This window comes from Listeria costaricensis (genome assembly GCF_900183385.1).
GTDB classification, from domain to species: domain Bacteria; phylum Bacillota; class Bacilli; order Lactobacillales; family Listeriaceae; genus Listeria; species Listeria costaricensis.
In genome coordinates, this window is sequence record NZ_FXUT01000001.1 from 471625 (window position 1) to 496310 (window position 24686).

22 protein-coding genes are annotated in these 24686 nt (G+C 45.5%); 2 read left to right on the forward strand and 20 right to left on the reverse strand.

Annotation, left to right across the window (positions count from 1 at the left end; translation table 11 throughout):
• Positions 1-3: 3 nt before the first annotated feature.
• Genes polX through zapA form a run of 3 tightly spaced genes read right to left on the reverse strand, consistent with a single transcriptional unit; the run spans position 4 to position 2603 of the window.
• Positions 4-1716, reverse strand: coding sequence for a DNA polymerase/3'-5' exonuclease PolX (gene polX, locus CS921_RS02350; RefSeq protein WP_099221426.1), 1713 nt, complete (start codon positions 1714-1716; stop codon positions 4-6).
• A gap of 57 nt (positions 1717-1773) precedes the next feature.
• Complete coding sequence (locus CS921_RS02355) at positions 1774-2316, reverse strand: CvpA family protein (RefSeq protein ID WP_099221427.1); 543 nt, start codon at positions 2314-2316, stop codon at positions 1774-1776.
• A complete protein-coding gene (gene zapA / locus CS921_RS02360) occupies positions 2313-2603 on the reverse strand; it encodes a cell division protein ZapA (RefSeq protein ID WP_099221428.1) in 291 nt (96 codons plus the stop codon). Before zapA ends, CS921_RS02355 begins: the two co-directional genes overlap by 4 nt.
• A 166-nt stretch (positions 2604-2769) precedes the next feature.
• Between zapA and rnhC the strand changes: the two genes are divergently transcribed.
• Entirely contained in the window at positions 2770-3702 is a 933-nt protein-coding gene (gene rnhC / locus CS921_RS02365) for a ribonuclease HIII (protein WP_099221429.1), read from the forward strand.
• Between the two features lie 81 nt (positions 3703-3783).
• Here the strand turns inward: rnhC and CS921_RS02370 are convergent, their stop codons facing one another.
• The 13 genes from CS921_RS02370 to CS921_RS02430 all read right to left on the reverse strand — a co-directional run bounded on the left by CS921_RS02370 (position 3784) and on the right by CS921_RS02430 (position 19738).
• Positions 3784-4494: a hypothetical protein gene (locus CS921_RS02370; RefSeq protein WP_099221430.1), complete on the reverse strand. Its 711-nt coding sequence runs from the start codon at positions 4492-4494 to the stop codon at positions 3784-3786.
• Between the two features lie 14 nt (positions 4495-4508).
• Positions 4509-5183: a uracil-DNA glycosylase gene (locus tag CS921_RS02375; protein WP_099221431.1), complete on the reverse strand. Its 675-nt coding sequence runs from the start codon at positions 5181-5183 to the stop codon at positions 4509-4511.
• Between the two features lie 139 nt (positions 5184-5322).
• The gene (locus CS921_RS02380) at positions 5323-8547 is read right to left on the reverse strand and encodes an MMPL family transporter (protein WP_099221432.1); all 3225 of its coding nucleotides are present in this window, start codon (positions 8545-8547) and stop codon (positions 5323-5325) included.
• Position 8548: 1 nt separating this feature from the next.
• Entirely contained in the window at positions 8549-9001 is a 453-nt protein-coding gene (locus tag CS921_RS02385; protein WP_099221433.1) for a MarR family winged helix-turn-helix transcriptional regulator, read from the reverse strand.
• A gap of 112 nt (positions 9002-9113) precedes the next feature.
• Positions 9114-9665: an ECF transporter S component gene (locus CS921_RS02390; RefSeq protein ID WP_099221434.1), complete on the reverse strand. Its 552-nt coding sequence runs from the start codon at positions 9663-9665 to the stop codon at positions 9114-9116.
• Positions 9655-10047 (reverse strand): DUF4430 domain-containing protein, encoded by a 393-nt coding sequence (locus tag CS921_RS02395; RefSeq protein WP_099221435.1) that lies wholly within the window; start codon positions 10045-10047, stop codon positions 9655-9657. The genes CS921_RS02390 and CS921_RS02395 overlap by 11 nt, the downstream gene beginning before the upstream one ends.
• A gap of 126 nt (positions 10048-10173) precedes the next feature.
• Positions 10174-13608 carry an FtsX-like permease family protein gene (locus CS921_RS02400; RefSeq protein WP_205527751.1) on the reverse strand — a complete coding sequence of 1145 codons (3435 nt, stop codon included), beginning with the start codon at positions 13606-13608 and terminating at the stop codon, positions 10174-10176.
• A gap of 13 nt (positions 13609-13621) precedes the next feature.
• Complete coding sequence (locus CS921_RS02405; protein ID WP_099221437.1) at positions 13622-14323, reverse strand: ABC transporter ATP-binding protein; 702 nt, start codon at positions 14321-14323, stop codon at positions 13622-13624.
• 127 nt (positions 14324-14450) lie between these two features.
• Positions 14451-16859: a phenylalanine--tRNA ligase subunit beta gene (gene pheT, locus CS921_RS02410; protein ID WP_099221438.1), complete on the reverse strand. Its 2409-nt coding sequence runs from the start codon at positions 16857-16859 to the stop codon at positions 14451-14453.
• A gap of 1 nt (position 16860) precedes the next feature.
• On the reverse strand, positions 16861-17913 hold the full coding sequence (pheS, locus tag CS921_RS02415; RefSeq protein WP_099221439.1) for a phenylalanine--tRNA ligase subunit alpha: 1053 nt from the start codon (positions 17911-17913) through the stop codon (positions 16861-16863).
• A 354-nt stretch (positions 17914-18267) separates the two neighbouring features.
• A complete protein-coding gene (locus CS921_RS15620; protein WP_205527752.1) occupies positions 18268-18420 on the reverse strand; it encodes a hypothetical protein in 153 nt (50 codons plus the stop codon).
• Positions 18421-18783: a hypothetical protein gene (locus tag CS921_RS02420; protein WP_099221440.1), complete on the reverse strand. Its 363-nt coding sequence runs from the start codon at positions 18781-18783 to the stop codon at positions 18421-18423.
• A 622-nt stretch (positions 18784-19405) separates the two neighbouring features.
• Positions 19406-19738, reverse strand: a complete 333-nt coding sequence (locus CS921_RS02430) for a winged helix-turn-helix transcriptional regulator (protein WP_099221442.1) — start codon at positions 19736-19738, stop codon at positions 19406-19408.
• Between the two features lie 151 nt (positions 19739-19889).
• Between CS921_RS02430 and CS921_RS02435 the strand changes: the two genes are divergently transcribed.
• A complete protein-coding gene (locus CS921_RS02435) occupies positions 19890-20243 on the forward strand; it encodes a DUF6054 family protein (protein WP_099221443.1) in 354 nt (117 codons plus the stop codon).
• A 95-nt stretch (positions 20244-20338) separates the two neighbouring features.
• Here CS921_RS02435 and CS921_RS02440 read toward each other — a convergent pair whose 3' ends face one another.
• The 4 genes from CS921_RS02440 to CS921_RS02455 all read right to left on the reverse strand — a co-directional run bounded on the left by CS921_RS02440 (position 20339) and on the right by CS921_RS02455 (position 24615).
• Positions 20339-21109 carry a TrmH family RNA methyltransferase gene (locus tag CS921_RS02440; RefSeq protein WP_099221444.1) on the reverse strand — a complete coding sequence of 257 codons (771 nt, stop codon included), beginning with the start codon at positions 21107-21109 and terminating at the stop codon, positions 20339-20341.
• Positions 21110-21188: 79 nt separating this feature from the next.
• Entirely contained in the window at positions 21189-22157 is a 969-nt protein-coding gene (locus CS921_RS02445; RefSeq protein WP_099221445.1) for an NAD-dependent epimerase/dehydratase family protein, read from the reverse strand.
• Between the two features lie 219 nt (positions 22158-22376).
• Positions 22377-23459, reverse strand: coding sequence for a M42 family metallopeptidase (locus tag CS921_RS02450; protein WP_099221446.1), 1083 nt, complete (start codon positions 23457-23459; stop codon positions 22377-22379).
• 145 nt (positions 23460-23604) lie between these two features.
• Positions 23605-24615 (reverse strand): glucosaminidase domain-containing protein, encoded by a 1011-nt coding sequence (locus CS921_RS02455; protein ID WP_099221447.1) that lies wholly within the window; start codon positions 24613-24615, stop codon positions 23605-23607.
• Positions 24616-24686 lie beyond the last annotated feature (71 nt).

A 24686-nucleotide genomic window follows, 5' to 3' on the forward strand; every position in this document is an offset into this window, starting at 1 on the left:
TCCTCATTTATTTAAGATAAATTGACGAAACGCTTCTTTCGTCATCGTATTTAAAATTTGTGGTGGGCTAAGCCATGCTTTTCTGGCTGCCCGGACACCTAAGTTCATAAAGTCAAGATGTTTGGTATCATGTGCATCTGTATTGATGGCGATTTTGACACCTGCTTCTGCGGCCAGCAGTAAATGTTCTCGGTTCAAATCGAGCCGCTGCGGATTGGCATTCAGTTCCAGTGCCGTATTCGTCGCTTTTGCCAGCTTGATGAGCGCTGGCACATTCACACGGTATGGCGGGCGATTGACAATAATTCGGCCTGTCGGATGTGCGATTAGTCGAACATATGGGCTTTCGCAAGCGGTTTTAAGTCGTGCCATGATTTCTGCTTCTGTTTGCCCGAAGCCGGAATGGATCGAGGCGATGACAAAATCCAACTCTTGCAAGAAATCGGCTTCAAAGTCCAAGCGGGCATCTGTCAAAATATCCATTTCTACGCCGGAATAGACATCAATTTCCGGGTATTCCGCACTGATTTTCCGAATCTCCTCTTGTTGATTCCGCAATCGTTTTTCATCTAAGCCATTCGCAACACGCAAAAACTTGCCATGATCGGTGATAACCATATAGTCGTACTGCTTGGCAATGCAGGCTTCGATCATTTCCCGAATCGAATAAGCGCCATCCGACCAGGTGGTGTGCATGTGCAGGTCTCCGCGAATATCTGCTTGCTGTAAAAGCGGTGGTGCAGTTTTAATGCGGTCGATTTCCGTTCCGTCGATTCGGAGTTCTGGCGGGATGAACGGCAGATTATAATGCGCGAAAAAGGCCTCTTCACTGGCAAATGTCTTTCGCTTGCCGGACTCATTTTCCACGCCATATTCACTGATTTTTTCCTTGTTTTCCTTCGCCAGTTGCCGCATCCGAATGTTATGCTCCTTCGAGCCCGTAAAGTGATGCAGCGTTGTTGGAAAACTGGCCGGTTCGACTAGCCGGAAATCCACCGAAATCTGAATATCTAGTGCCAGTTCAAGTGATACTTTTGTGTCGCCAGCACCGATGACTTCTGTTTGAAACGGAATGGCTTCCAATGCCGCGCGTACTTTTTCTGGCTGATCCGTCGAGATGACATAGTCCATGTCCTTGACCGTTTCACTCAGACGTCGCAAACTGCCTGCTTGCTGATATTGCTTGATTTCGGGAATCTGCTCCAAATAGGCCTCCACTTGTCGAGCGGCTTTCAGGACTTCATAAATTGGATAGCCGTCCGGGCGTTCGCCAAGTGACTTGACACCTTCGACGATTTTCTCGCTGGATTTTTTGCCAAATCCTTTGAGTGCTTCAATTTTCCCTGCCTCAGCGGCGGCTAGCAAGGTCGAGCGGTCTGTTACCCCCAGTTCCTGATAGAGACGGGCCAGCTTTTTACCGCCCAGCCCGGGTACTTTGAGGAGCGGGACAAGGCCTGCTGGGACCTCTTCTTTCAAGGCTAGCAGTTCAGGAGAGCTACCAGTTTCAAGAAACGTTTGAATGATCTGCCCGGTTGTTTTACCAATCCCTGAGAGCGCGGTGATATCTCCCATTTCCGTCAGACTGCGCTGATCGGTCTCGATACTTTGTGCCGCTTTTCTGAAGGCTGCTATTTTAAAGGGATTCTCTCCTTTTAATTCCATATAAATCGCAATTTCTTCCAATAATCGGATAATTTCTTTTTTACTTTGAATCATTTTCTCACCCCATACGCAGAAACAGACCAGACGCTTTTCACCTGGCCTGTACGTTTTTTATTTTGGTAAAAACCCGGTCATCCATTCAAAAAACTGCTTGGATAAGATCGGTGTATTCTCTAGTATCCACTGAGCGACACTTGAGCTCTGAATCAGGTCGCGTGTCCAGTCGGCCGGATAAATGGCGCCGATATAAAGAATCAAAAAGATAAATAAGTAGACTTGAATGACACCGAGCGCGCCGCCGATTAGTCCATTGATCTGCCGCAAAATCGGAATCCGTGTGGCACCGCCGATCAAAGAAGCGAGCATGTGAATCACGATGATGGCTACAATGAAAATCAAGAGGAAAGCGAGCGCATTGTAATACGCCTCTTCCGTGCGTAAAAGTTTAAATAGATGGTACATGTCATTCGTTTTATCCACGGTCGGATAAGGAATGAACGTGAGATGTGGCGCGAGCATCTGATAGTATTGCTGCGCGATAAAAAAGGACAGCACGTAGCCGAGCGTGATGATCAGCTGGCGGAGAATGCCGTTTCTATAGCCGCCAAACAGGCCGCAGACAAGTAAAAATATGATGATGACATTTAAAATCATGAATCTCTTCCTTTATACTTTGCTAATTCTTCTTCTAAGTCTTTCATTTTCTGTTCAAGCAGAAGATAATCATGGGTTGCATTGACTGCTGTTAAAACCGCTAATCTTCCACTATCGAGTGCTCTATTTTGTTCACTGATTTCATGCATTTTCTCATCGACCAAACGGGCAACTTTTCGTAAGTGATCAAGAGGCTCCGTCCCTACAATTGTATATTCACGTCCATAAATTGTGGTTGTAATCCGGTTTCTCTGGTTCTCAGTCACAAGCTTACAACTCCTTCCCATGAAAAATGACTGCTCTTGTACCTCATCTTATCACGAAAAGTCAGGAATGGAAAGGGGCAACCCCTCGTCTCTCTAAGAATTCAGTCTAGGGTCGCAGAAAGGTTTCTCAAGGTTTGCTCATTCATGATACAATGGAATCGAGTGAATTTTGAAAGGAAGATGACCTATCGCAAACACGGTGATCAATTCGACTACCAGTGAAATCAATCAAATAAAGGCTCATTATGCGCCGTTCTCCCAGCCAAAACTGCCACCGGGAGCCATTTTCGCAGCCAAGGCCCCCCGTTTTACAGTGACTGCCTATAAGTCCGGTAAAGTGATGTTCCAAGGCGCTGACGGAGAAAAAGAAGCCGCGAAATGGCAAGGAACCGCAACCGCTTTGTCCCCTTCCCGTTCTGCCAAAAAGCCGGTGACGCGTAACCTGCCCGCCGGTTTCAGCGATTGGAATGTGCTTGGTTCGGATGAAGTCGGGACTGGTGACTTTTTTGGCCCTATTACGGTTTGTGCCTCCTATGTGACGCGTGACCAGATGCCTCTTTTAAAGGCGCTCGGCGTTAAGGATTCCAAAGCGATGAAGGATCCTGAAATCTGCGCCATCGCCAAAGAGATCATCCCGATCATCCCGCACAGTGTGCTCATTTGCCCCAATCCCAAGTACAATGAGGTGATCCGGCGTGGCATGAATCAGGGACAGATCAAAGCGCTGCTACATAATCGGGCGTTGGGCAATGTACTCAAACGGATCGCACCGGAAAGACCTCAGGCCATTCTGATCGACCAGTTTGCCGAGAAAAATACGTATTACCGCTATCTCGCCCATGAGACTGAAATTGTTCGCGAGGATGTCTTTTTTGCGACCAAGGCGGAGGGCTTGCATTTGTCTGTTGCGGCCAGTTCGATTATTGCCCGCTATAAATTTGTCGAAGCATTCAGCGCGATGGAGCGGGAACTGGGTCGACCGCTCACCAAAGGAGCCGGTGCCAAGGTTGATCAGACTGCCGCCCAGATTATTCGTGCGTTCGGTCCGGAAAAGCTGGCCCAATACACCAAGCAACATTTTGCCAATACAGAAAAAGCCATGAAACTCGCACAAAAATAAACGAAAAGCCGACAGAAAGGCATGACCGGAAAACCGCCCGATCGATTGGGGCATTTTTCCGCATCCTTCTGTCGGCTTTTTTCATAAATTGCCGGAAATCCAGATTTCTTCTCCTAATTGCAACATGTTTTTAATTCGCTTTTCCACTTCATTTAAGAAAGCCGCGCTTGATGGATTTGTCTTTTTCAAACGCTGCCACTCTCTCAAAACCACTGGCCATTCCTGCTTAGTAACAGGGTTCATTCCAGTCGGATCAAAGGTTTCAAACCCTTCCTCCTGCCGCGGATAAAGTAACTTCAGCCCTTGATAAAGAATGACGAAATCTTCCTCATACACCCACAGGCACGTTGCTGCAGAAGCTTGGATATTTATACCTTCCTGATAGGGCTCAAAAAAGTAGCCGATCGGCCCATCTGCTGCAAAATGAAATTGTTCGATCGTCGTACGGTTTTTCTGCTCAGTGATCCGAAGTGGACTTGCTGGCCGCTTCAAGCATTCTTCCAGCTCACAAACGAGCCGTTCAAATTGACGTTTTCGACGACAATCAGGAAACCGGTCATAAAAGGTAAACAAGATTTCCTCGTCCAGCTCAAAAATAAAAATTTCAGCAAGCTGATTCTGTTGCCACGTCTCAAATACAGCCTGATTTTTAGCCGCAAACCACTGCTGATCTATTTGATAGGAAAAATATTGCCCTCTCCCAAACTGTTTTTTCAAAAAAGTTTCAACAGCCATTTGCTTTTCTAGCGCGGTCAAATTAGGAGGAGATTGTAACTTTATTTGATATTTCATTTTTCGCCTCTGTTCTACAAATTAGGTATTTGCCAATTGATTGTCGGTCTGCCATTTTCCAGTAAAAAGGCATTTGTTCTTGAAAATGGTCGCGAGCCAAGGAAACCGTAATTGGCGGAGTAAGGACTTGGATGGGATGATGTGAACACGGCATGGCGCGAATTTTTTAATAAGGCTTGCTTTTGTTTCGCGTTATTGCCCCATAGCAAAAAGACAATCGGCTCTTCTTTTTGATCGAGCAGCTCGATAATATGGTCAGTCAACTGTTCCCAGCCTTTGCCGCGATGCGAATTGGCTTGTCCGGCACGCACCGTCAGCACAGTGTTGAGCAAAAGAACACCTTGATCTGCCCATGGTTTTAAATAGCCATTATTTGGCATCGTACAGGTTAAGTCCGTGCATAATTCCTGATAGATATTTTGCAGAGACGGTGGAGTTTGAACGCCCGCTTGAACCGAAAAAGACAGACCATGCGCCTGACCCGGTCCATGATAGGGATCCTGCCCGAGAATGACCACTTTTACATCTTGATAAGCCGTGTATTTCAGTGCGTTGAAAATATCATACATATCCGGATAAACACGTTTCGTTCCGTATTCATACTTCAAAAATTCACGCAGTCTCAAATAATAATCCTTTTTGAATTCCTGTTCCAGAAGATCATCCCAATCATTGCCGATTTGTATCATCTGTTAAGCGCCTCCTAAAGCTTCCCGTTGTATTTTTCTTCTATCATAGCACAAAAAATCTGGAAGCGTAAAAGCTTTCCAATTCGCAAGACAAAATAAAAACTCAGCGCCGGCAAAAGCCAGACACTGAGCGATAAAATTATTGATCTTCTTTTTTGCCGTGCGTAATATCCTGCTGATAATCCCCTTTTCGGGTCACAAACGGCCACCAGTTGCCGCGTCCGAATAGTTTGACCATAACTGGTACAAAGAGCGGCAAAATGATAAAGGCGTAAAGCACCAGACCGATTAGCACGACTGTGGCAATTTCTAGCAGTGACAGTACGCCAGCTGGCATCATCGCAGCAAAGGTTCCGCCAAGGATGATAACGGCTGAGAAAATGACGCCGCCCATTTTCTTCATGGAGAGCAGCATGCGTTCTTTCACGCTCATTCCGACGTACTCGTTGAAGCGGCTCATCAGGAAGATCGAATAGTCGATCCCGAGTGCAATCAAGACGACAAATCCGAAGAATGGCGTTGCCCATGTCAGTCCGCTGTAGTCGCCGATTCTTGTAAAGATGATCTCGGCATACCCAAGTGCCGCCAGATAGGTCAGCATTAAGGAAGCGATCAGATAAATTGGCATAACGAGTGAGCGAAGTAGTATGACAAGAGTGATAAAGACGCTCACCAGAACGAATACCACGACTAAATGATAGTCGGCAGTCGACATGTCGCGCGTATCATAGTTCATACTGGTCATGCCGCCAATGCCAATATTGGCATTTTCAAGCTTGGTTCCCTTCAAGCTGGCATCCAGTTGATCATTGATATCATCAATCGCATTCATTGCCTCATTGGAATACGGATTGGCTTTTAGGACAACATTGATCGTTGTCATTTTGCCGTCATCCGAAATATATTGATCGAGGACTTTTTGATAGTCTTCATTTTGTAGCAATTCGTCCGGCACATAGATACCAGAATCACTATATGGCTGCTTGCTCCACGCATCAATCAGATCGGTGGCTGTGCCAAGACCAGATTCAACTTGACCTAGACCATCCGCGCCACTCTTAAGACCGGTTGTTAGTTGCCCGATCTGTCCGCTGAAGCTTTCAAATCCGCTGGCAAGTTCACCCTGTCCGGCCGCAATTTGATCTAGTGCCAGTTCGATCTGTGGCATTTGACTAATCGCCTGATCCTGACCGTCTGCCGCTTGGTTTAGGCCAGTTTCGAGCTGATCCAGACCGGTTTCCAGTTGACCGAGTGCGTCGTTAAATTGGCTGAGGCCGGATGAGATTTGGCTCGACTGATCATTCAGTTGTTTCATAGCTGAAGAAAGCGAGCTGATGCCCGTGTTTAATTGATCAATTTGTGTTTTGGCTGCCTGCATCTGCTGGCCAACCTGCGTTTCAAGCTGTGTTTTCAAATCAGATCCTGCTGTTTGCAGTTTTTGCAGATCGCCCGCCAATTTTTGGAAAGCCGGGTCTTGTTGCATTTCTGGATGTGCCGCCACAAAAGCATTGACGGAGTTTTCGATTTGCGCAATCGTATTTTCAAATGCAGATGTATCGATTGCCGGTGTTTCTTGGTTGCTGAAGGCATCTAGACTATTTGCGATGCTTTCCAAATTCTGTTGAACGGTCACATAGCCACTTTGCAGCTGCGCTTCACCGTCTTGCAGTTTTTGTAGTTCACTTCTTGCAGTTGTGACACCTGCTTTTAGTTCACCGGCTCCGCTTGCACCGCTTTTAATGCCATCTGAAATCTGAGTCAAGCCTTGTTGCAAGGCGGATACACCTTGTTTAGTCTGGTCGGTTCCGCTTTGCAGGGCATCTACGCCTGAAACCGCTTCGCCAAGCATCGGCTCTGCCGCTTCAAGTTGCTGGCCGGCTTCATCAAGCCCGTCTTTCACCTGCGAAATTCCGTCGCCTGCTTCACCCATACCAGCGCCTAATGCGTCGGCTTGTTTTTTGACATAAATATCATCGACCCGTGTGCCAACTGGTCGGCTGGCACTCATGACCATATCCACACTTTTCAGATTGGCCAAATCATCAGAGACTTGCTCGATCAAAGCAATATATTCACTGGTGCGCATATCTTCATCATTTTCAAGATAGATTTGAGTCGGCGCTACCTGTCCAGCACCAAAGCTGTCAGAGACGATCTCAAAGCCTTTTTTCGATGGATATTTGTCGCTGATCTCATCCAGTGAGTTAAAACTTTCCTCACCCGTATGCAAAACAATCGGCGGAATGATCACAATGGCCACAATCAAAAGAGCGACAAATGGACGGGCAAAGGAAAGATTTCCTGCAAAGCCCCATAACTTGTTTTCCTTATGTTCGATCGATTTGCTCATTGGCCAGAACAAATGCCGTCCGAGGATTGACATAAAGAATGGCACGACGGAATAAATCGCAAGGAGCAGCACAACGATTCCGACACCCACTGCCACAGCCGAACGATAAAGATCAAACTGGACGAAATAAAGCGTCGTAAAGGCGACAAGTACGGCAATCCCGCTGTAAATGACGGTTTTTCCGGCCGTTCGGTAGGTAACCGAAACCGCTTCACGTATATCAAGCCCTCGCCCGACTTCTTCTTTAAATCGACTCATGAGCAAGATACAGTAGTCGGTCCCAATCCCGAACATAATCACGACCATAAATATCTGCGTATAGGTCGAAACTGGAAACCCGAGATTGTTCACAAGGAATGCCACAATATCCTGTGCAATGATATATGAAATACCCACTGTCAAAAGTGGAATAAATGGTGCAATCGCTGAACGGAAAACCAAGAATAGGACGACAAGGATAAAGACAACTGTAATCCCTTCAGTTTTGTGTAGACCGTCTTCAGAACCTTGAATTACGTCTTCATTGATCAGCGCATTCCCCGTTAGGTAACTGTCAACACCTTTGATCTGCATTTTTTTATCCAAATCATTACGAATATCGTCGACAGGTGTATCGCCCGCATCTACAGTTAGCGCTGCGATCACGGTTTTCCCATCTTTTGAGATAAATTTATCTTTTAATTCCGGTTGATTAAAACCATCAAGAACTTCTGTTACATGAAGGTCCTCTTTGTCTTTTTCGATGGATGCCAAGCTTTTCTCAATCGCATCCATGTCTTTCGTCGTTAATTTATGATCTGCATTGTAAACGGCTATATATTGTTCACCTTTATTATCAGGATCATGTTCTTTTTGCATTTCTGTTGCGACAGAAGATGGATAACCATCCGGCAATTTGAGTTCGCCGTTTTCTCGAACCAGATCAGCCATATTTGGCGCTGTAAGTGTCAAAACGACTGCTAGCGCTATCCATAGAATGACGATCGGCCATCTGAACCGCATCACTTTTTTCATATTAAGCTTCCCCCCGCTTTTTTGCTACGACCATTTGCGTAATCAATTGATAAAGTCGTAAAAATTCCGTACTTTCTTCTTCACCTAGGATTGCTACCCAGTCCAAAATCAGTTCCTTCATATCCTGCCCACATTTAAGGGTAAAATCCTTCCCTGCCTGCGTAATTTTAATCAAAATTTCTCGTTTGTCAGCTGAGTTTTTTTCACGTGTAATCCATTTTTTCTCTTCCAAACGTTTGATTTTGGTGGTCATAGCACTTTTATTTACGTTCATCATGCAAGCAATATCCGTGGCACTCATTGCATCTTGACGGGTAAGTTCGCGTAAAAGAAAAAACTGCTCAATCGACACTTCACGGTCACGTTTTCGAACACGATCGCTGATTTCCTTGATCGCAAATACATAGGTAGTCTGATAACTGTCAATAAATTCATCGATCCATTTTTCTTCCATTCATTCACCTCCCATACAACATTGTCTATTGTATACCCCCTGTACTAATTTGTAAACCCGAAAAGGACAAAAAACTAAAAAAAGTAAGACGGGCTTTTTCTACGATGCCATCTTACTTCTGTCTGCTATATTGAATGAATGCCTTATCTAAAAGTGGGATTAAAATAGGGGCCAAAATCAGATAAAAAAGAAAATTGCCGCTTGCATGGAGGGTGTCAAACCCCAGTCCGGCCAAATAATAGACCCCAAAATAATCGCCGCCATAAAGCGGTGCCTGCATTACGGCTTGAATAAACCCATAAAGGTAGCCGCAAAATGCTGCATAAAGGGCCATGACGATCAGTGGAATCTGGGCAAAGCGCGGTCGGATCAGCCAGGCGGTGATGCCAACAATGACCGCATAGCCGAGAATCTGACCAATTGTCCAGAAACCAAAGCCGAGTAGCAAATTAGATACCAGCATGACCAGTGTCGCATGGATCAGGCCATATCGTCCTCCGAGAAGCAGCGTCACGATCAGAACGAGGCTCGTAACAGGTTGCACATTGGGAATAAAAGCAAACACCAGTCGTCCCGCAACCGTCAGAGCCACCAGTATAGCCATGAGTGTGATACTCTTGCTAGTTGTAATAGGCACGCGACTGTACTGATTCTTAATTTCCATGCAGGTCCCAACTTATCTGGTCGCCATCTTTTGGCTGTACGTCTTTCGCCCCTTTGGTAGACATCTCGCCGTTAATTTCAAATAGCCAGTATTCGCCGGCACTTGCATTCTGCGAGACCCCGTCAATCGAGGTAATAAAACCCTCTTCATCTTCTATGTCAAAATTTTCCTTCATGATTGTATAAAGGCTCATGCCCTGATCTGCTTTAATTTTTTTAGTGGCAAGTTGCTCCGCTCCCTGATTCTTTGTGATGTCAATCTGAATTTTAACAGGTGTAGATTCAACTTCTTTTTCCTTATCTGGATGACTGCTGCACGCGGCGAGCAGGATGAGTCCAAATAGCCCTATTAGCAAGCTTGCTCTCTGTAATCCCCTTTTCACGCCCAAACTCCTTTCGCTTGTCCTTTCTTTTGTACATGTTCGATGACTTATGTTTAGCGTAACATAGAATCTGTTTTTTGGGCATAAAAAAGCAATCTCCTTTGTTGGTGGGAGATTGCTTTTCTATTATTCTACTGATTTTAATGCCTCGATCATGTCGATCCGTTTTAGTCGCACATGCATGACCAGCATGACGATCGTAGCAAAGACGAATGTCAGAATGGCCGCATACAAGTAGCTGACTGGATAAATACCCGGACTGAACATCATGTTGTCAACTTCTGCTGTCGTGATAACGAATCGGTGCAGGAAGAAGCCGAGGACAAACCCGACTAAAATGCCGAGGAACGTCAAAATGATATTTTCCCGATAGACGTACATCGTGACTTCTTTTGGATAGAAGCCGAGTACCTTGATCGTCGAAAGTTCTCGTATTCGTTCTGACACATTGATGTTGGTCAAATTGTAGAGCACGATAAAGGCCAGAATCGCTGCTGAAATTACTAGTACGAGCATGACAACATTCAAGCTGCTCAGACTCTCATTCAGCATGTCACTGATCGAATTGGAGAATGTGACGGACAGAACGCTGCTATTTTTTGTCAGCTGTTCGGCGAAATGGTCCTGCCACTTGCTCGACGTATTATCAAAATTGAGCAGATCCGTATTATAGGACGGCTTTTCGTGGAAGACTTTTTGATAGTAATCTTTCGACATGAATAGATAGTGCCCGGCATAGTTTTCAGCGATCGCAGAAATTTTGACTTGATAGGTGTCATTACTTGCATCTTTGATCGTGATCGTATCGCCCGGTTTTAGATCGTACAGTTTGGCGAGTTTTTCCGTGACGACTGCGCCATTATCTCCCAGCTGTTCCTTCTCCCCAGTTTTACGATTATGAAGGGAAATGAAATCTGAAAAATGTTTGGTCGATTCAGGAACGGCGACTGATACTTGCTGTGTATTCTCGCCTTCTTTCTTTGTATCGAAGGAAGCAAGCGACATTTGCAAGCGTTCTGTAATGTTCGGATCCTGCATCAATTTTTCATAATCCTGCTTGGGCGATTTTGTTGCGTTCACATCTTTTGCTACCATGGCGTCGTATTTCATGACATTTCCATATTGCAGTTTGGCAATGTCACTGATGGAATCACGCAAGCCAAAACCGGTTAGAATCAGTGCCGTACAGCCAGCCACCCCAAGAACGGTCATGAGCATCCGCTGTTTGTACCGGAAAATATTCCGTGCGGTCACTTTGTAGGTGAAGCTCATTCGTTTCCAGATGAAAGGCATTCTTTCCAGCAAAATCCGTTTCCCGTTTTTCGGTGCTTTTGGACGCATCAATGTGGCCGCATTGGCTCGAAGTTCGGCCCGACACGCAACATAGGCGGTCAAAGTCGTACAAATCAGCGCCACAATTAGCGAAATGATGCTAAAGCTGAGGTAATAAGACACATCGACCGGTGGCAAGCTGTACATCGTGTTGTTATAGGCATTGTAAATGATTTGCGGGAAGAGCAAATGCCCGATAAAAATCCCGCCAATCGTTCCGAGGACACTCGCTGTCGTGCCATATACAAGGAATTTCAGCATGATGTCCCGGTTATCATAGCCAAGCGCTTTCAGTGTCCCAATTTGTGTCCGTTGCTCTTCTACCATCCGCGTCATTGTCGTCAAGCAGACAAGTCCTGCGATCAAAAAGAAGAAAACGGGGAATACGGTGGACATCGAATTCAGCCGATCGGCATTTTCTTTGAATTCCGAGTAGCCCGGATTATTCGACCGGTCCAGCACATAGTATTTCGGTTTCTCAAGTTGGTCAAGCTGTTCCTGCGCTTCCGTAAGCTGTTTCTCACCATCGGCTATTTTTGTTTCACTTTCCGCTTTGGTATCAGCGAATTTAGCGGCATTTTCATCATATGCCTGTTGGCTTTCTTCTAGCTTGGCATAAGCCGTGTCGAGCTCTGCCTGACCGTTTTTTTGAGCAGTCGCCAGTTCTGCTTTCCCTGTTGCAAGTTGAGCCATACCATCCGTATAGGCTTTTTCGCCCGACTGGTATTTCGCTTCCGCTTGTGTCAGTTCGGTTTCTTTTTGCGCAAGCTCGTTACTGGCTGCATCTAGTTCCGCTTTTTTAGCGTTGAATTCATTTTGCGCGGTTTGATATTGCGCATTCAAACTAGCCGCCGTTTGACTTGCTTTTGTCTGCATTTCTGCGAGGCTCGCCTGTGATACCTGTCCTGCGAAAAGAGCATCTAGTGCGGCTGTTCCGCCGCTCGACTGACTGGCTATTTGATACAACTCGGTCTTAAATGCCGGTGAAACATGGATTTCTCCATCTTGATAGCGGAAGTCCTCTGATTGATTCGCATCGACCACGATGGTTGGATAGCTGCTCAACTGGCTGAGAAAATTGGCATAGGTCTGTGCCCCGCTAACGGCTGTTCCAAGGGCCGAAAGTTGTGATTCTGCCTCTGAAAGGGCCGACTCGCCGTCTGCCAGTTGTTGTTTGGCATCATCCAGCTGTGTTCGACCGCTTTCTAGTGCTGGTTTCGCCTGATCAAGCTCAGTTTTGGCGCTGGCAAGCTGCGATTCTGCCTGGTCTAGTTCCGCCTGACCGTCTGCTATTTTTTGATCAAAGGTTTTCTTGCCGCTTTCATAGTCGGCCCAGCCTTGATCCAGCTGACTTTTGGCATCATTCAATTGCTTTTCGCCATCTGCCAGTTGCTTCTTCGCATCATTTAATTTAGCTTCATTTTCCGTGATTTCCTGTTCGCCGTCCTGCTTGATTTCATCCAACCTTTTTTCCGGCTGATCTTTTAGGGCTGCATCAATTGCTTTCTTATCTTCTTTTACTGTATCTTCGTATTCATCGGAATAGCTTTCTAAATCAGATGTATTTTTAAATAGAATATTCGCGACGGTATAGACATCCATATCGAAATCTTTTTCCGGCACGACTGCAATGGCATCCGTCTGTCCTTTTCCGACAGTACTTGTACCGCGCTCTTCCTGCTCGATATACTGCGGACTGGAAACGAATCCGACCACTTTAAATGTGTTATTTTTAAGTGTATCTTCTGGCGCATCACCATTCTTATCGACAAAGCTGACCGTGTCGCCAATTTTGAACTTCTCATGCATCTCTTTTGTGTCATCCAGCGCAATTTCGCCTGATTTTTTCGGCAGACGTCCACTTTTCACCACAAATTGATTGACACGGTTGCCGTCTTTCGTATCGTAGGAATACAGCTTGAAGGCTAGTGGATCACCTTTTAAGAGAAGATCTGCTGTATAGCCCGGCTCCACCGTCTCAACCTGGTCTGCTTGGCGCAGTTCTTCCAGATCACTATCATCAATGCCATAATTTGACTGAACGGTATAGTCAGCCAAGTGGTTAGCCTTGTAATAATGATCCGCTGTTTTAAGCATGTCGGGTCCGGTAGCTTTAATGCCGATAAAAAAGGCGACTCCGAGTAAAATTAGTGCAAAGATCGAGAAAAAGCGACTCTTTGATTTCCAAATTTCCTTGGTAATATCTTTCCACAATGCTTTTTTCTTCAAAATGACGGCCTCCTTACCATTCGATCACATCAATCGAAACAGGATGGTCATTTTCTTTGATGGAACGGACCTTCGCATTATTGATCTCAATCACACGGTCCGCAATGGGCGTGATCGCCGCGTTATGGGTAATGACAATGACGGTGGTGCCGGTATTTCGGCAAGTATCCTGCAACAGTTTTAAAACGGCTTTCCCGGTTTCATAGTCAAGTGCCCCAGTCGGTTCATCACAAAGCAGCAATTTCGGCGCTTTTGCTAGTGCGCGCGCGATGGCGACCCGCTGTTGTTCCCCGCCGGAAAGCTGCGCCGGAAAATTATCCAGCCGATGCCCTAATCCTACTTCCTTTAGTACCTCTTCTGCATCTAGTGCATTTGGTGAAACTTGTGCCGCTAATTCAACATTTTCTTTCGCAGTCAAGTTTGGCACAAGATTGTAAAATTGAAAAACGAAACCGACATCTGTTCGCCGATAACCGGTCAATTGTTTGGCGTTGAATTGCGCGATATCTGCTCCGTCAACGATCACCTTGCCCTCGTCGCAGCTATCCATGCCGCCTAGAATATTGAGCACCGTGGATTTTCCTGCCCCGGAAGGCCCGACAATGACCACGAACTCTCCTTTGCCAATGCTGAAATCGATGCCGTCATTCGCCGTGACAATACTTTCTCCCATCTGATAACGTTTATACACTTTCTTTAACTCTACGTATGCCAATAGCAGCCCTCATTTTCTTGCTTGTAATTTTGTTTTTGACAAAAGCATATGTTCATTATAGCACTAATTATTCAGACATGTCAGCGCAAAAAAACAGCCGGCAAAATTATCTGCCGACTGTTCGTTTTTAACGGATGACCGCACCGAAAGCTTCCTGTAGGGCGTTTGTCACCTGCTCTGTTTGGGCACTAACCTCTTCTTCTACAAGCGTCCGTTCTGGATCTTGATAGGTTAAAGAGTAGGCCATGGATTTTTTATTTTCGCCAAGTGAATCTCCTTGGAAAATATCAAATAATTTCACGTCCTGTAAAAGTTTGCCGCCGTTTTCGCGAATCACTGTTAGAATGGCCTGATGCGCCACGTCTTCCCCAACAACAAACGCAATGTCACGTGTCACTGCTGGATAACGAGGGATCGCCTGATACAAGATCGCTGTTTTTTCCGCTTCAAGCAATGCGGCAAAATTCAGTTCAAAGACATAGGTTTCATGCAGATCATAGGCTTTTTCTGTTGCTGGATGAAGGGCGCCTAAATAGCCGATTTCTTTTTCATCTAGATAAAGGGCTGCCGTGCGTCCCGGATGAAGGTCCGCTTTTTGAGCCGGTTTAAAAGTGACAGGGCTTGTGATGCCGAGCTTTTGAACCAGGCCTTCCACGATGCCTTTCAAGATGAAGAAATCAACGGGTTTAGTCGCTTTTTGCCAGTCCGTTTCGGCCCATTCACCTGTGATCAGTCCTGCTAAATGTTCTTCCTCTTCTGGAAGAGCATCGCCTGTTGTCGCATAGAAAACACTGCCTAGTTCGTAAAGATGAACGTTTTGATTCTTCCGCGCCACATTATACCGCGCTGAATGCAGCAAGCCTGGTACGATGCTTTGACGCAAATGACTGTGTTCCTCGCTCATTGGCATGGCCAGCTTGACTGCACCTGCTTCTTTCAGCGCCAAATGCCCTGCTTCTTTTTCGGAAACGAGTGAATATGTGAGTGCTTGCGTAAGACCGGCCCCTTCTAAATAACGGCGAGTCAGGCGGCGAGCAGTTTGACTAGGTGTCAGTCCTCCTGTTGAAGCAGTGGCTGGCAGGGTTGCCGGAATGTTATCGTACCCATAGATCCGTGCAATTTCTTCCAATAAATCTGCTTCAATCGTAATGTCCCATCTGCGGGAAGGCACTGTAACCGTGAAAACTTCCCCTTCCACTTGCAGCTCAAAGCCTAACCGCGCAAAAATCTGCTCAATATCAGCCACTTCCAAATTGGTCCCCAGCAGGCGATTGATGCGTCCGAGTTCCGTTGAAATCACTTGGCTACCAGTTTCACGATTGTCCGCTTCGACCACACCGCTGATCAGGGTACCGCCGCTCAGTTCAGCAATGAGTGCAGCTCCGTGCGCCAATGCTTTTTCCACTTTGAACGCATCGCTACCTTTGTCATAACGAATGCTGGCTTCTGTCCGCAGTCCCAGTTCACGAGAAGTTTTCCCAATCGATCCAGCGCTGAAAATGGCCCCTTCCAGAAGGACAGCTGTCGTCGCGTCGGTTACTTCCGTTGACGCGCCGCCCATTACACCGGCAATCGCGATCGGCTCTGTGCCATCTGTAATCAAAGCAGCTCCGCTCGGCAGGTCGCGTTTTTGATCATCAAGTGTCGTCAATGTTTCGCCTTCTTTTGCCAAGCGAACGACGATTTCTTTCGATGAAATCTTCTCATAGTCAAACGAATGAAGCGGTTGACCGTAAAGCAAATTGATATAGTTTGTCACGTCGACCACATTGTTATGCGGACGGATGCCAGCTTTCATTAAACGCGTCTGCAGCCAAAGCGGTGATTCCTGAATGGTGATGCCTTCGATTAATTTGACCGCATAGTAAGGGGCAGCTTCTGTTGCCTCAACTTTAACGGCTACGCGTCCTTCAATACTGCCGCTTTCGGGTACATCCGGCTGTTCGACCGGTGCAAAAGTCTGGCCAGTAATCGCTCCGACTTCATGGGCAACACCGATCATGCTGAGCGCATCCGCACGGTTTGGTGTGATCGCCATATCTAAAATGGCATCATAGAGTCCCAGCAGTCGAATCGCATCCGCACCAACTGTTGCTTCTTCCGGCAATACAAAAATCCCGTCTTGATAGGCTTTCGGAACAACTTTTCCTTCAAAGCCTAGTTCCTGAAGTGAACAGATCATCCCTTCGGACACTTCGCCACGCAGCTTGGCCCGTTTAATTTTGAAACCACCAGGAAGCCGCGCCCCCACTTTCGCCACGATGACTTTTTGACCGGCACGAACATTGGGTGCCCCGCAGATGATTTGAATCGGTTCTTCTTCATCTGTTTGAACTGTCGTTTTATTTAATTTATCCGCACTTGGATGTTTTTCACACGTCAAAACTTCCCCTACGACGATTTTTTTCAAAGAAGCATCTAAATGTTCGACGCCTTCGATTTCAATGCCTGTCCGCGTGATTGCTTCTGCTAAATTTTCCGCATCTAAATCGAGTGTTGGGAAAAATTCTTTGACCCAGTCATAAGATACTAACATATTAGCGCCCCTCCGTTTCTTGAGCGGCAAACTGTTCGGCAAACCGCAAGTCATTGGTATAAAGATGGCGAATGTCGTCCACTCCGTATTTCAGCATGGCGATCCGCTCAGGCCCCATCCCAAAAGCAAAACCGCTGTATTTCTTCGAGTCAATGCCACTCATTTCAAGAACATTCGGGTGTACCATGCCGGAACCAAGGATTTCGATCCAGCCAGTTCCTTTGCAGACCCGACAACCACTACCGCCGCATTTGAAGCAGGAAATGTCCATTTCGACAGATGGTTCTGTGAACGGGAAGAAGCTTGGACGCAACCGAATTTCACGATCATCGCCAAACATTTTTTTCGCTAAAACCGTCAGTGTCCCTTTTAGATCGCTAAATGTAATATTTTCGCCCACGACCAGCCCTTCGATTTGTGTGAACTGGTGTGAATGGGTCGCGTCATCATTATCGCGGCGGTAAACTTTCCCCGGACAGATAATTTTGATCGGCCCATTTTTAAAGTCATGCTTCTCCATGGTACGTGCTTGAACCGGTGATGTTTGGGTGCGCAGCAATGTATTTTCTGTAATGTAAAAGCTGTCCTGCATATCCCGTGCTGGATGACCTTTCGGCAAATTGAGTGCCTCAAAGTTATAATAATCCAACTCGACTTCCGGACCTTCTGCGACGCGGTAACCCATTCCGATAAACAAATCCTCGAGTTCCTCAATGACTTGCGTAAGAAGATGCGGCGCCCCAGTGCCCACTTTTGTTCCCGGAAGTGTCACATCGATCGTTTCTTCTTGGAGTTGCGCCACGATTGCCGCTTCCTCAAGGCGAACCTGAGCCGCTTCAATTTGTTCAGCAAGTGCCGTTCTGACCTCATTGGCACGAGCCCCGACAAGCGGTTTTTCCTCGGCAGAAAGCTTGCCCATTTGTTTCATAATTTCCGTCATCGGCCCTTTTTTACCTAAATATTTGACGCGCAGGTCGTTCAAGCTTTTTAAGTCTGTCACTTGCGTTAGCGCCTGCTCGGCTTCTTTTTGCAAAGCATTTAATTGTTCTAACATTTCCTCCACTCCTTTACGATTTTAGACAAAATAAAAAACCTCCATCCACAAAAGGGACGAGGTTAATTCGCGGTACCACCCTTATAAAAGCAGACGAACTGCTTTCACTTCATTCGGATAACGATCAATGGTATTTGACCGATCTGCCTTTTGAAATCATCTCCCGGCAGCGACTCGTGGAGCTGAAATGTTCACAAAATCATCCTGTAAGGCAGCTTCCAGTCCATGACCGCCTCTCCCTAGACTTCAAACTTTGCTACTTGTCTCCGTCATTGTCTTTTACATTTTTAAATTGTCGATTGGTTCCATTATAGTATGGATTTGGGGAGTTTGCAAGCCCATTATGTGATAGAATCAGCCGCTATCCCTATCACCTGACAAGCCGATAAGAACGGTCAATACGCTGCAAATAACCACGAAGCCATTTATAAGCACAAATAAGCTAGTCAAAAGGACAAATTTTCGATTTTTCAAGCTATCCATTCCTTTCGCTCCCAATGAATTCACCTATTCCTCCTTTTTCACCACTTTCACGATGTACTGCCAATCAATTCCTGCCGGCGAGCTTTCTACCATCACATATCTAGGTGTCAAAAAAATCGTCACGTCATCCCCTTTTTTGACTTCTGATGGGGCAAGCTGCTCATTCTCCTCATTAAAAAATACGTCTAGCGTTCGATAAAGATTTACTTTTCCACCCGGATCTGCTGGATTTTTCGTATCTTTGAAATCATTTACCTGAAGATAATTTCCCGGTACAACTTCTTCAATCACACCAGTGAAAACAGCTTCCTCTGCTTTTTCTTTTATTTCATCATTCGCACATCCTGTTAGCAAAATACTCAGCAGCAAAACAAGTATCTTCTTCATTTCTTTAAACTCCATTTCTAAAATTTGTTCCCTAAAAACGCCCTAGAAACCATAAAGCCCACATGCAAATTAAAAAGAGATTTGTAAAGATGGAACCGTAAACAATCGTTAGCGTTCCTTTATAAAAGACGCGCACAAGCGATTCTTTGATTGAATAAATCATGAGACTCATCGAAATAAAAAGCAAACTTCCCGTTAAAAGCATACTTGCCACATAATCCCGATTGGCTAGGGAATCGTAGTAAAATAATAGGGCGAAATTGAGGATATTTAAAAAGACTAGAAAGATATTTATATACCGCTCTCTCATGTTTTTCCACCTACTTTTTCTTTTTCCTCATAAGCATACTATAAAATACCTTCGGAAAACTAAAAAAGTAATGAAATGTCCATTTCCTGTCATAAATAGCCAAAATCGGCACAATTCACCCAATAATTGCATGGTATTTTGATGATTGTTTAGATCATGCAACCCAAAAAAGCTCCTCGCTAAAACGGGAAGCTTCATATACAATACCAGTTCCACATATACCCAAACTGCCTCTATCTTGTGATCATGTCAATCAATGAATGCCACGGCACAAACAAAGCCAAGCGGTAATCGCCTGGCTTTTCTCAAATTCTATACTGCTGTTTCTTCTAATTTTATCCATTTATCTGCCCAGCACTGGACTTGTATCATGACTTCCTGAAGGTCTTTGCCTTTTTCGGTCAGCTCGTATTCGATCCGTACAGGGGTTTCGGGATAAACTTGACGGATGACAATGTCTAGTTCTTCCAGTTCTTTTAAACGTTCCGCTAGCACGCGATCACTCATTTGAGGAATCTCGCTGGCTACTTGCTTAAATCGCTTTGGACCTGTTAGAAGTACATTGATGATTAAACCCGTCCATCTTTTGCCAAGAAGTTGAAATGCAGACTCAAACTTCGGACATACTTTGTGTTCTTCAGCCATATTTCTCACCTCACAAGTATTGTACCACAAACTTTAAGCAAAAGTAACTAATTTATCTTAAATAACTTATAAATTGTAAGTAGGATTTCCATTTGAAAAATCCATTCGGCGGGATTAAAATAGAGATAAAGAAATAAAGGAGTGATTCATCATGCCAAGTTATCGATATGTTGTGAAAAGCTCTGTAGAAGAAACCATGGATATGATCAAATTATCGCAAGCCAAGAGCAATCCGATTTTTGAGGAACTCCGCATCGTGATGGGTGAACATAAGATTGCCACACTGGCTTACGAGAAATACTATATGCGCAACTCGAACCGCGCAGCCTTGTTTGTCACCATCCACGATTTTTATGATCAAGCCGAGGTAACGGTGATTTCGACTGGCAGCTCGGATGGCTTTCTTTTTAACTTCGACTGGGGGGCAGCACATGATTATATTGCTTCGGTCAAAAAAGTCCTTCGCCCCGTTTTAATCAGCGAAACTGAAATCAAATATGAGTAAATGTTCAAAGCCCTGCTAAATGAACCGTCCTCCAATGTTAGACTTTTTAGAACTAACTTTTCGGGATTGGTTCAATCGGCAGGGCTTTTATTTGTTCAAATTTTCTCGTATTTTGCTAAGCCGTACATTAGAATTCCCGCTGCTACGCCTACATTCAGTGATTCACTCGCTCCGTAAATTGGAATATAAACCCCAGCTGTTACTTTGCGGATCAGCTCGGGATCAATGCCTTGCCCTTCATTCCCAACCATCAAGGCAAGCGTGGTTTGTTTTGGCAGCTCTTCAAATGAGCGAGCTTCTTGATCCAAAATGGCCCCGTATACAGGCACATCCTCTTCCTTTAGTTGTTCCACCCATTCGTGCAGATTGCCTGAAAGAACCGGCAAATGAAAATGACTTCCCTGAGCTGAACGGATCACTTTTGGGTTATATAAGTCAGCGGACCCTGCTCCAAGAACGACTGCATCATACCCAGCCGCATCTGCCGTCCGAATCAGCGTCCCAATATTGCCCGGATCCTGCACACGATCGACCAGAAGCAATTTCTTGCCGTTCAGCATCATGATACTCGGCTCCGTCATCTTCACAACGGCAAAGATTCCCTGCTCCGATTTGGTCTCACTGATGAAATGGGCGACTTCGCGTGAAATCCGTGTGATTTTGGTAGCCTGGTCAAATGGCGCTTCTTGTAAATCAATTTCTGGGAGAGCCAATAGTTCTTGCACCAAGCCGTCTTGTTTTAGCGCCTCTTCGACTAGATGAAAGCCTTCGATAAGATAGGTGCCTGTTGCCTCGCGTTCTTTCTTCATTTGTAATTTGCGCAATTGCTTGATCCGCTCGTTTTTGGTTGATTGGATGATTTCCACGGTTTAGTTCCTCACTTTGTAATATTTTTGTAATAAAAATCATTTTTATTTGATTGTTCTTCTCACTAAGTAAAAAGACCTACATTAATTCTCTAAATGTAGCATGAATAGCGGCTTCAAGCTGGGTTCTGGACTGCCTGAAAGAAAAACCGGCATCCGCCTCGATCTGCAGCGCACGTTTTCGCAATTCCAGCCCATGGACAGGATGAATGCCTGCTTCAATGGCTGCTTTTCGGTTCTCCGCAAGTTGAGCAGCCGCCTGTGCGTAAAGCTGATCCTCATCTGCAGCCACTAATTGGAAGTCTAGATTGGCAGCTTGTTTGACTATATTATAGAAGGAATAGGACTCAATAAAGTCATTTGGCAGCGTGACAGCACCTCTTGACGCGCTTTGAAAAACCAGTTCGTTAAAAGCTGCTTGAAAATTTTCAGTTGTCAGTAGACCGATACCACTGGAACTGGCGCCTCCTTGAAAATAATAGACCGTTTCTTTCGCACGCAATCGCGCCACAACTCTTGACCACGGCGAACGGCATTTCCCTTCTGTTGGTCCGATCAAATAAGGCAGCCGCATCACCAACACGTCAAAATCAGATGACTGCTCTGCCATTGTTCGCGCTTCTTGCTGCAGGCTGGCGTAAATGAACGGATGCAGGTCGGCTAAATGCCATTCAGGATACTTTTCGGCAAACGTGTTGAAAAATGAGCTCATGATGACCACTTGCCTGACGCCTGCCTGTTTCGCCAAATGTGTCAAACGTTCAGCGGCAGTGACATTCACGCGGAAAAAGAATTCCTGTGCTGGCTTAGGAGGGGCAACATGCGGACCCGCGCCCATCGCAAACACAAAGATTTCCGTATGGCTGAGCAGTCGGGTGATTTCTGCATCGCTCCATAGACTCAGATCGCCAAAAAGATGCACCTGCTCGTCATATGTCTCCGGCAGTGGCGGCTTGGCAATGACTTGGACACTTTTTCCGGCGGCTTGACAGACTTTAAGCACTTGCTGCCCAATCAGCCCCGCTCCTGCAATCAATACCTCTGCCATATCTTAAAGCCCTCCTTCTGTTCAAAAATGCTCTCCCCATTATTTTAGAGGGATTACAGCCGAAAAGCAAGCCGCCCTATTTTCGTTGCAAGGGCAAAATTAAAAGAGAAGCTAAAAAGCAAGCAAAACCATTTTAAGAAATGGCTCTAAAACTTGACTTTAGCTTCTCATATTTTATTTCTCTCGCTGAAACTTCTTTATGTCCTAGCAGACTTACGCTTATTCGCCTGCTTTGATCTTGGCTACCGTTTCCTTATCTAACCGTTTTACTACTTCTGTAATCAATTGTACGGCATACTCGAAATCGTCCCGGTGAAGAATGGACGAATGCGAATGGATATAACGTGTCGCGATCGTGATTGGCAAAGATGGTACCCCGTCACCAGAAAGGTGCATGGATCCTGCATCTGTACCGCCATTCGGTATGGCCTCGAATTGATAAGGTATGCCTAGCTCATCTGCTACATCTGTGACAAAGTTACGCAGGCCTGGATGGCTGACCATGGAAGCATCATAAATGACGATTTGCGGTCCCTTACCCATTTTGCTTTGCGCTTCTGTAGCTGAAATCCCTGGTGTATCTCCAGCAATGCCAACATCTACAGCAAAACCAATATCCGGATTGACAAAATGAGCCGCTGTCTTAGAACCACGAAGGCCCACTTCTTCCTGCACGGCACCCACCCCGTAAACCGTATTCGGATGGTTTTCTTTTTGAAGGTTTTTCAATACTTCGATAGCGATTGCAAGGCCAATTCGATTATCCCATGCTTTTGCAAGCAGATACTTTTCATTATGCATCACAGTGAAATCAAATGCGGGCACAATCATATCGCCTGGTCGAACGCCTGCCTGTTCTGCTTCTTCTTTGTCTGCCACACCAATATCAATAAACATGTCTTTGATGGCAATTGATTTTTGGCGTTCTGCGGCGGTCATAATATGTGGCGGCTTAGAACCAATCACACCCGTAATCTCATCGCCTTTACGCGTCACAATGGTGACTTTTTGCGAGAGCATCACATGGGGAACCCAGCCTCCAACCGTTTGGAATTTGATAAAGCCTTTGTCATCAATTTGTGAAACCATAAAGCCGACCTCATCAAGATGGCCTGTAATCATCACTTTAGGTCCCTCTGCATCGCCGACTTTTTTCGCAACGGAACTTCCTAGTCCATCTTGTGCGATTTCATCTGCAAACGGTTTGATATACGCATCAAAAGTTTGACGAACTGCTCGTTCATTTCCCGCGATGCCTTTTGCGTCTGTTAAATCTTTTAGCATTTTTAATGTTTCATCCATTCCTTTACTCCTCCTTACATGCTTAAAAACCTCTACATTTAGTAGTATAGCAGAAAAGTCAGAAAAAGCACGAATAGATGCTAAAAACAGAAGACTGCAAAGCAAGCACTTTTCGCAATCTTCTGTCTCATAATCTGAAATCTATTTATAATGATACAATTAAACTGATCGAAATGGGTTTATTCATACGCGCATCTGTCGTGTGATGTTCGCCAATCACATACGGATGCTTGAAGCTGTCCTGTCCCACCGCCATTTGACCTATGGCTGGTTTGGGATTGGTTGCACTCGTTGTTGTTGTGAATGGATGCGTTTCATCGATTTGGTAGAGCTGTTTAACGGCGCTCTTATGCACCCAGCCAGTCAAACCGGTTTCAAGCTGAATCTGATACCATTTTTCTGTTGAACCGCTCACTCCTGCCATAGCCGTGATGGCCAGTTTGTCACCCTTGGCATCTGAAAGTTCAGCCTTTTCATAAGCACCAGTGGTTCCAGCAGGCTCACTCCATATTTGAATGGGCGCATCCTCTATGACTTCCCCAACGGCATGTCGTACAGATTGATGAATTTTTTCATTTTGAGGCATATCAAAACGCGCCAGATCAAAATTATCAATCAGCTCGATCAATTTGGCTGCATAATAAGGGTCGGAGGAATAGCCTGTTTGTCCAAGTGCCTCAGCAGCTTTGTGATAATCTTTTTCGCCAAGAATCCCTGCATAGAGATTTTTATTCCAAGTGGGTCCTTCTATAAATAACTGGGCATGATCGCTGAGGGATTCATACCAGCTGGGATAGGCACGAAAATCAGCAGACGTTTCAAACCAGCCGTCTCCACTATGCTCTCTGGTCGTCATATGAATTGATTGTCCTTGATAATTCCCTTTAATCCCAAAAAGATTATGCCCTTTGGTTGCAAGCTCGCTTTTTCCCCAATCGGATTCTAAAATCGCTTGAGAAATCGTAATGCTGGCAAGAATACCATTTTCCTGCTCTACTTTTTGTGCGTGAGGCGCAATTTCATTAATAAACGATGCTTGTTCTGAAGTTAGGCTGGTTGTTTCAGCTGCTCTTACATTGACAGGAACAAAGATGATGGAGATTGAAAAACCGAATAGCCCCACTTTAATCAAGTGCTTCTTCGCAAGTTGCCACATAATGAGTTTTGCACATCCTTTTACTTTGAGAGTTTCATGTTTTAATCAAAACACGTGTTCTTTCAGCAACC

Bases quoted from the DNA above. Each gene is read 5' to 3' on its own strand.
- CS921_RS02390 (WP_099221434.1), bottom strand. From the start codon at position 9,665: ATGGAAATTAAGAATCAGTACAGTCGCGTGCCTATTACAACTAGCAAG.
- pheT (WP_099221438.1), bottom strand. From the start codon at position 16,859: ATGTTAGTATCTTATGACTGGGTCAAAGAATTTTTCCCAACACTCGAT.
- CS921_RS02370 (WP_099221430.1), bottom strand. From the start codon at position 4,494: ATGAAATATCAAATAAAGTTACAATCTCCTCCTAATTTGACCGCGCTA.
- zapA (WP_099221428.1), bottom strand. From the start codon at position 2,603: ATGGGAAGGAGTTGTAAGCTTGTGACTGAGAACCAGAGAAACCGGATT.
- pheS (WP_099221439.1), bottom strand. From the start codon at position 17,913: ATGTTAGAACAATTAAATGCTTTGCAAAAAGAAGCCGAGCAGGCGCTA.
- CS921_RS02450 (WP_099221446.1), bottom strand. From the start codon at position 23,459: ATGGATGAAACATTAAAAATGCTAAAAGATTTAACAGACGCAAAAGGC.
- CS921_RS02435 (WP_099221443.1), top strand. From the start codon at position 19,890: ATGCCAAGTTATCGATATGTTGTGAAAAGCTCTGTAGAAGAAACCATG.
- CS921_RS02375 (WP_099221431.1), bottom strand. From the start codon at position 5,183: ATGATACAAATCGGCAATGATTGGGATGATCTTCTGGAACAGGAATTC.
- CS921_RS02355 (WP_099221427.1), bottom strand. From the start codon at position 2,316: ATGATTTTAAATGTCATCATCATATTTTTACTTGTCTGCGGCCTGTTT.
- CS921_RS02455 (WP_099221447.1), bottom strand. From the start codon at position 24,615: ATGTGGCAACTTGCGAAGAAGCACTTGATTAAAGTGGGGCTATTCGGT.
- CS921_RS02420 (WP_099221440.1), bottom strand. From the start codon at position 18,783: ATGAAGAAGATACTTGTTTTGCTGCTGAGTATTTTGCTAACAGGATGT.
- polX (WP_099221426.1), bottom strand. From the start codon at position 1,716: ATGATTCAAAGTAAAAAAGAAATTATCCGATTATTGGAAGAAATTGCG.
- CS921_RS02430 (WP_099221442.1), bottom strand. From the start codon at position 19,738: ATGGCTGAAGAACACAAAGTATGTCCGAAGTTTGAGTCTGCATTTCAA.
- CS921_RS02385 (WP_099221433.1), bottom strand. From the start codon at position 9,001: ATGGAAGAAAAATGGATCGATGAATTTATTGACAGTTATCAGACTACC.
- CS921_RS02445 (WP_099221445.1), bottom strand. From the start codon at position 22,157: ATGGCAGAGGTATTGATTGCAGGAGCGGGGCTGATTGGGCAGCAAGTG.
- CS921_RS02380 (WP_099221432.1), bottom strand. From the start codon at position 8,547: ATGAAAAAAGTGATGCGGTTCAGATGGCCGATCGTCATTCTATGGATA.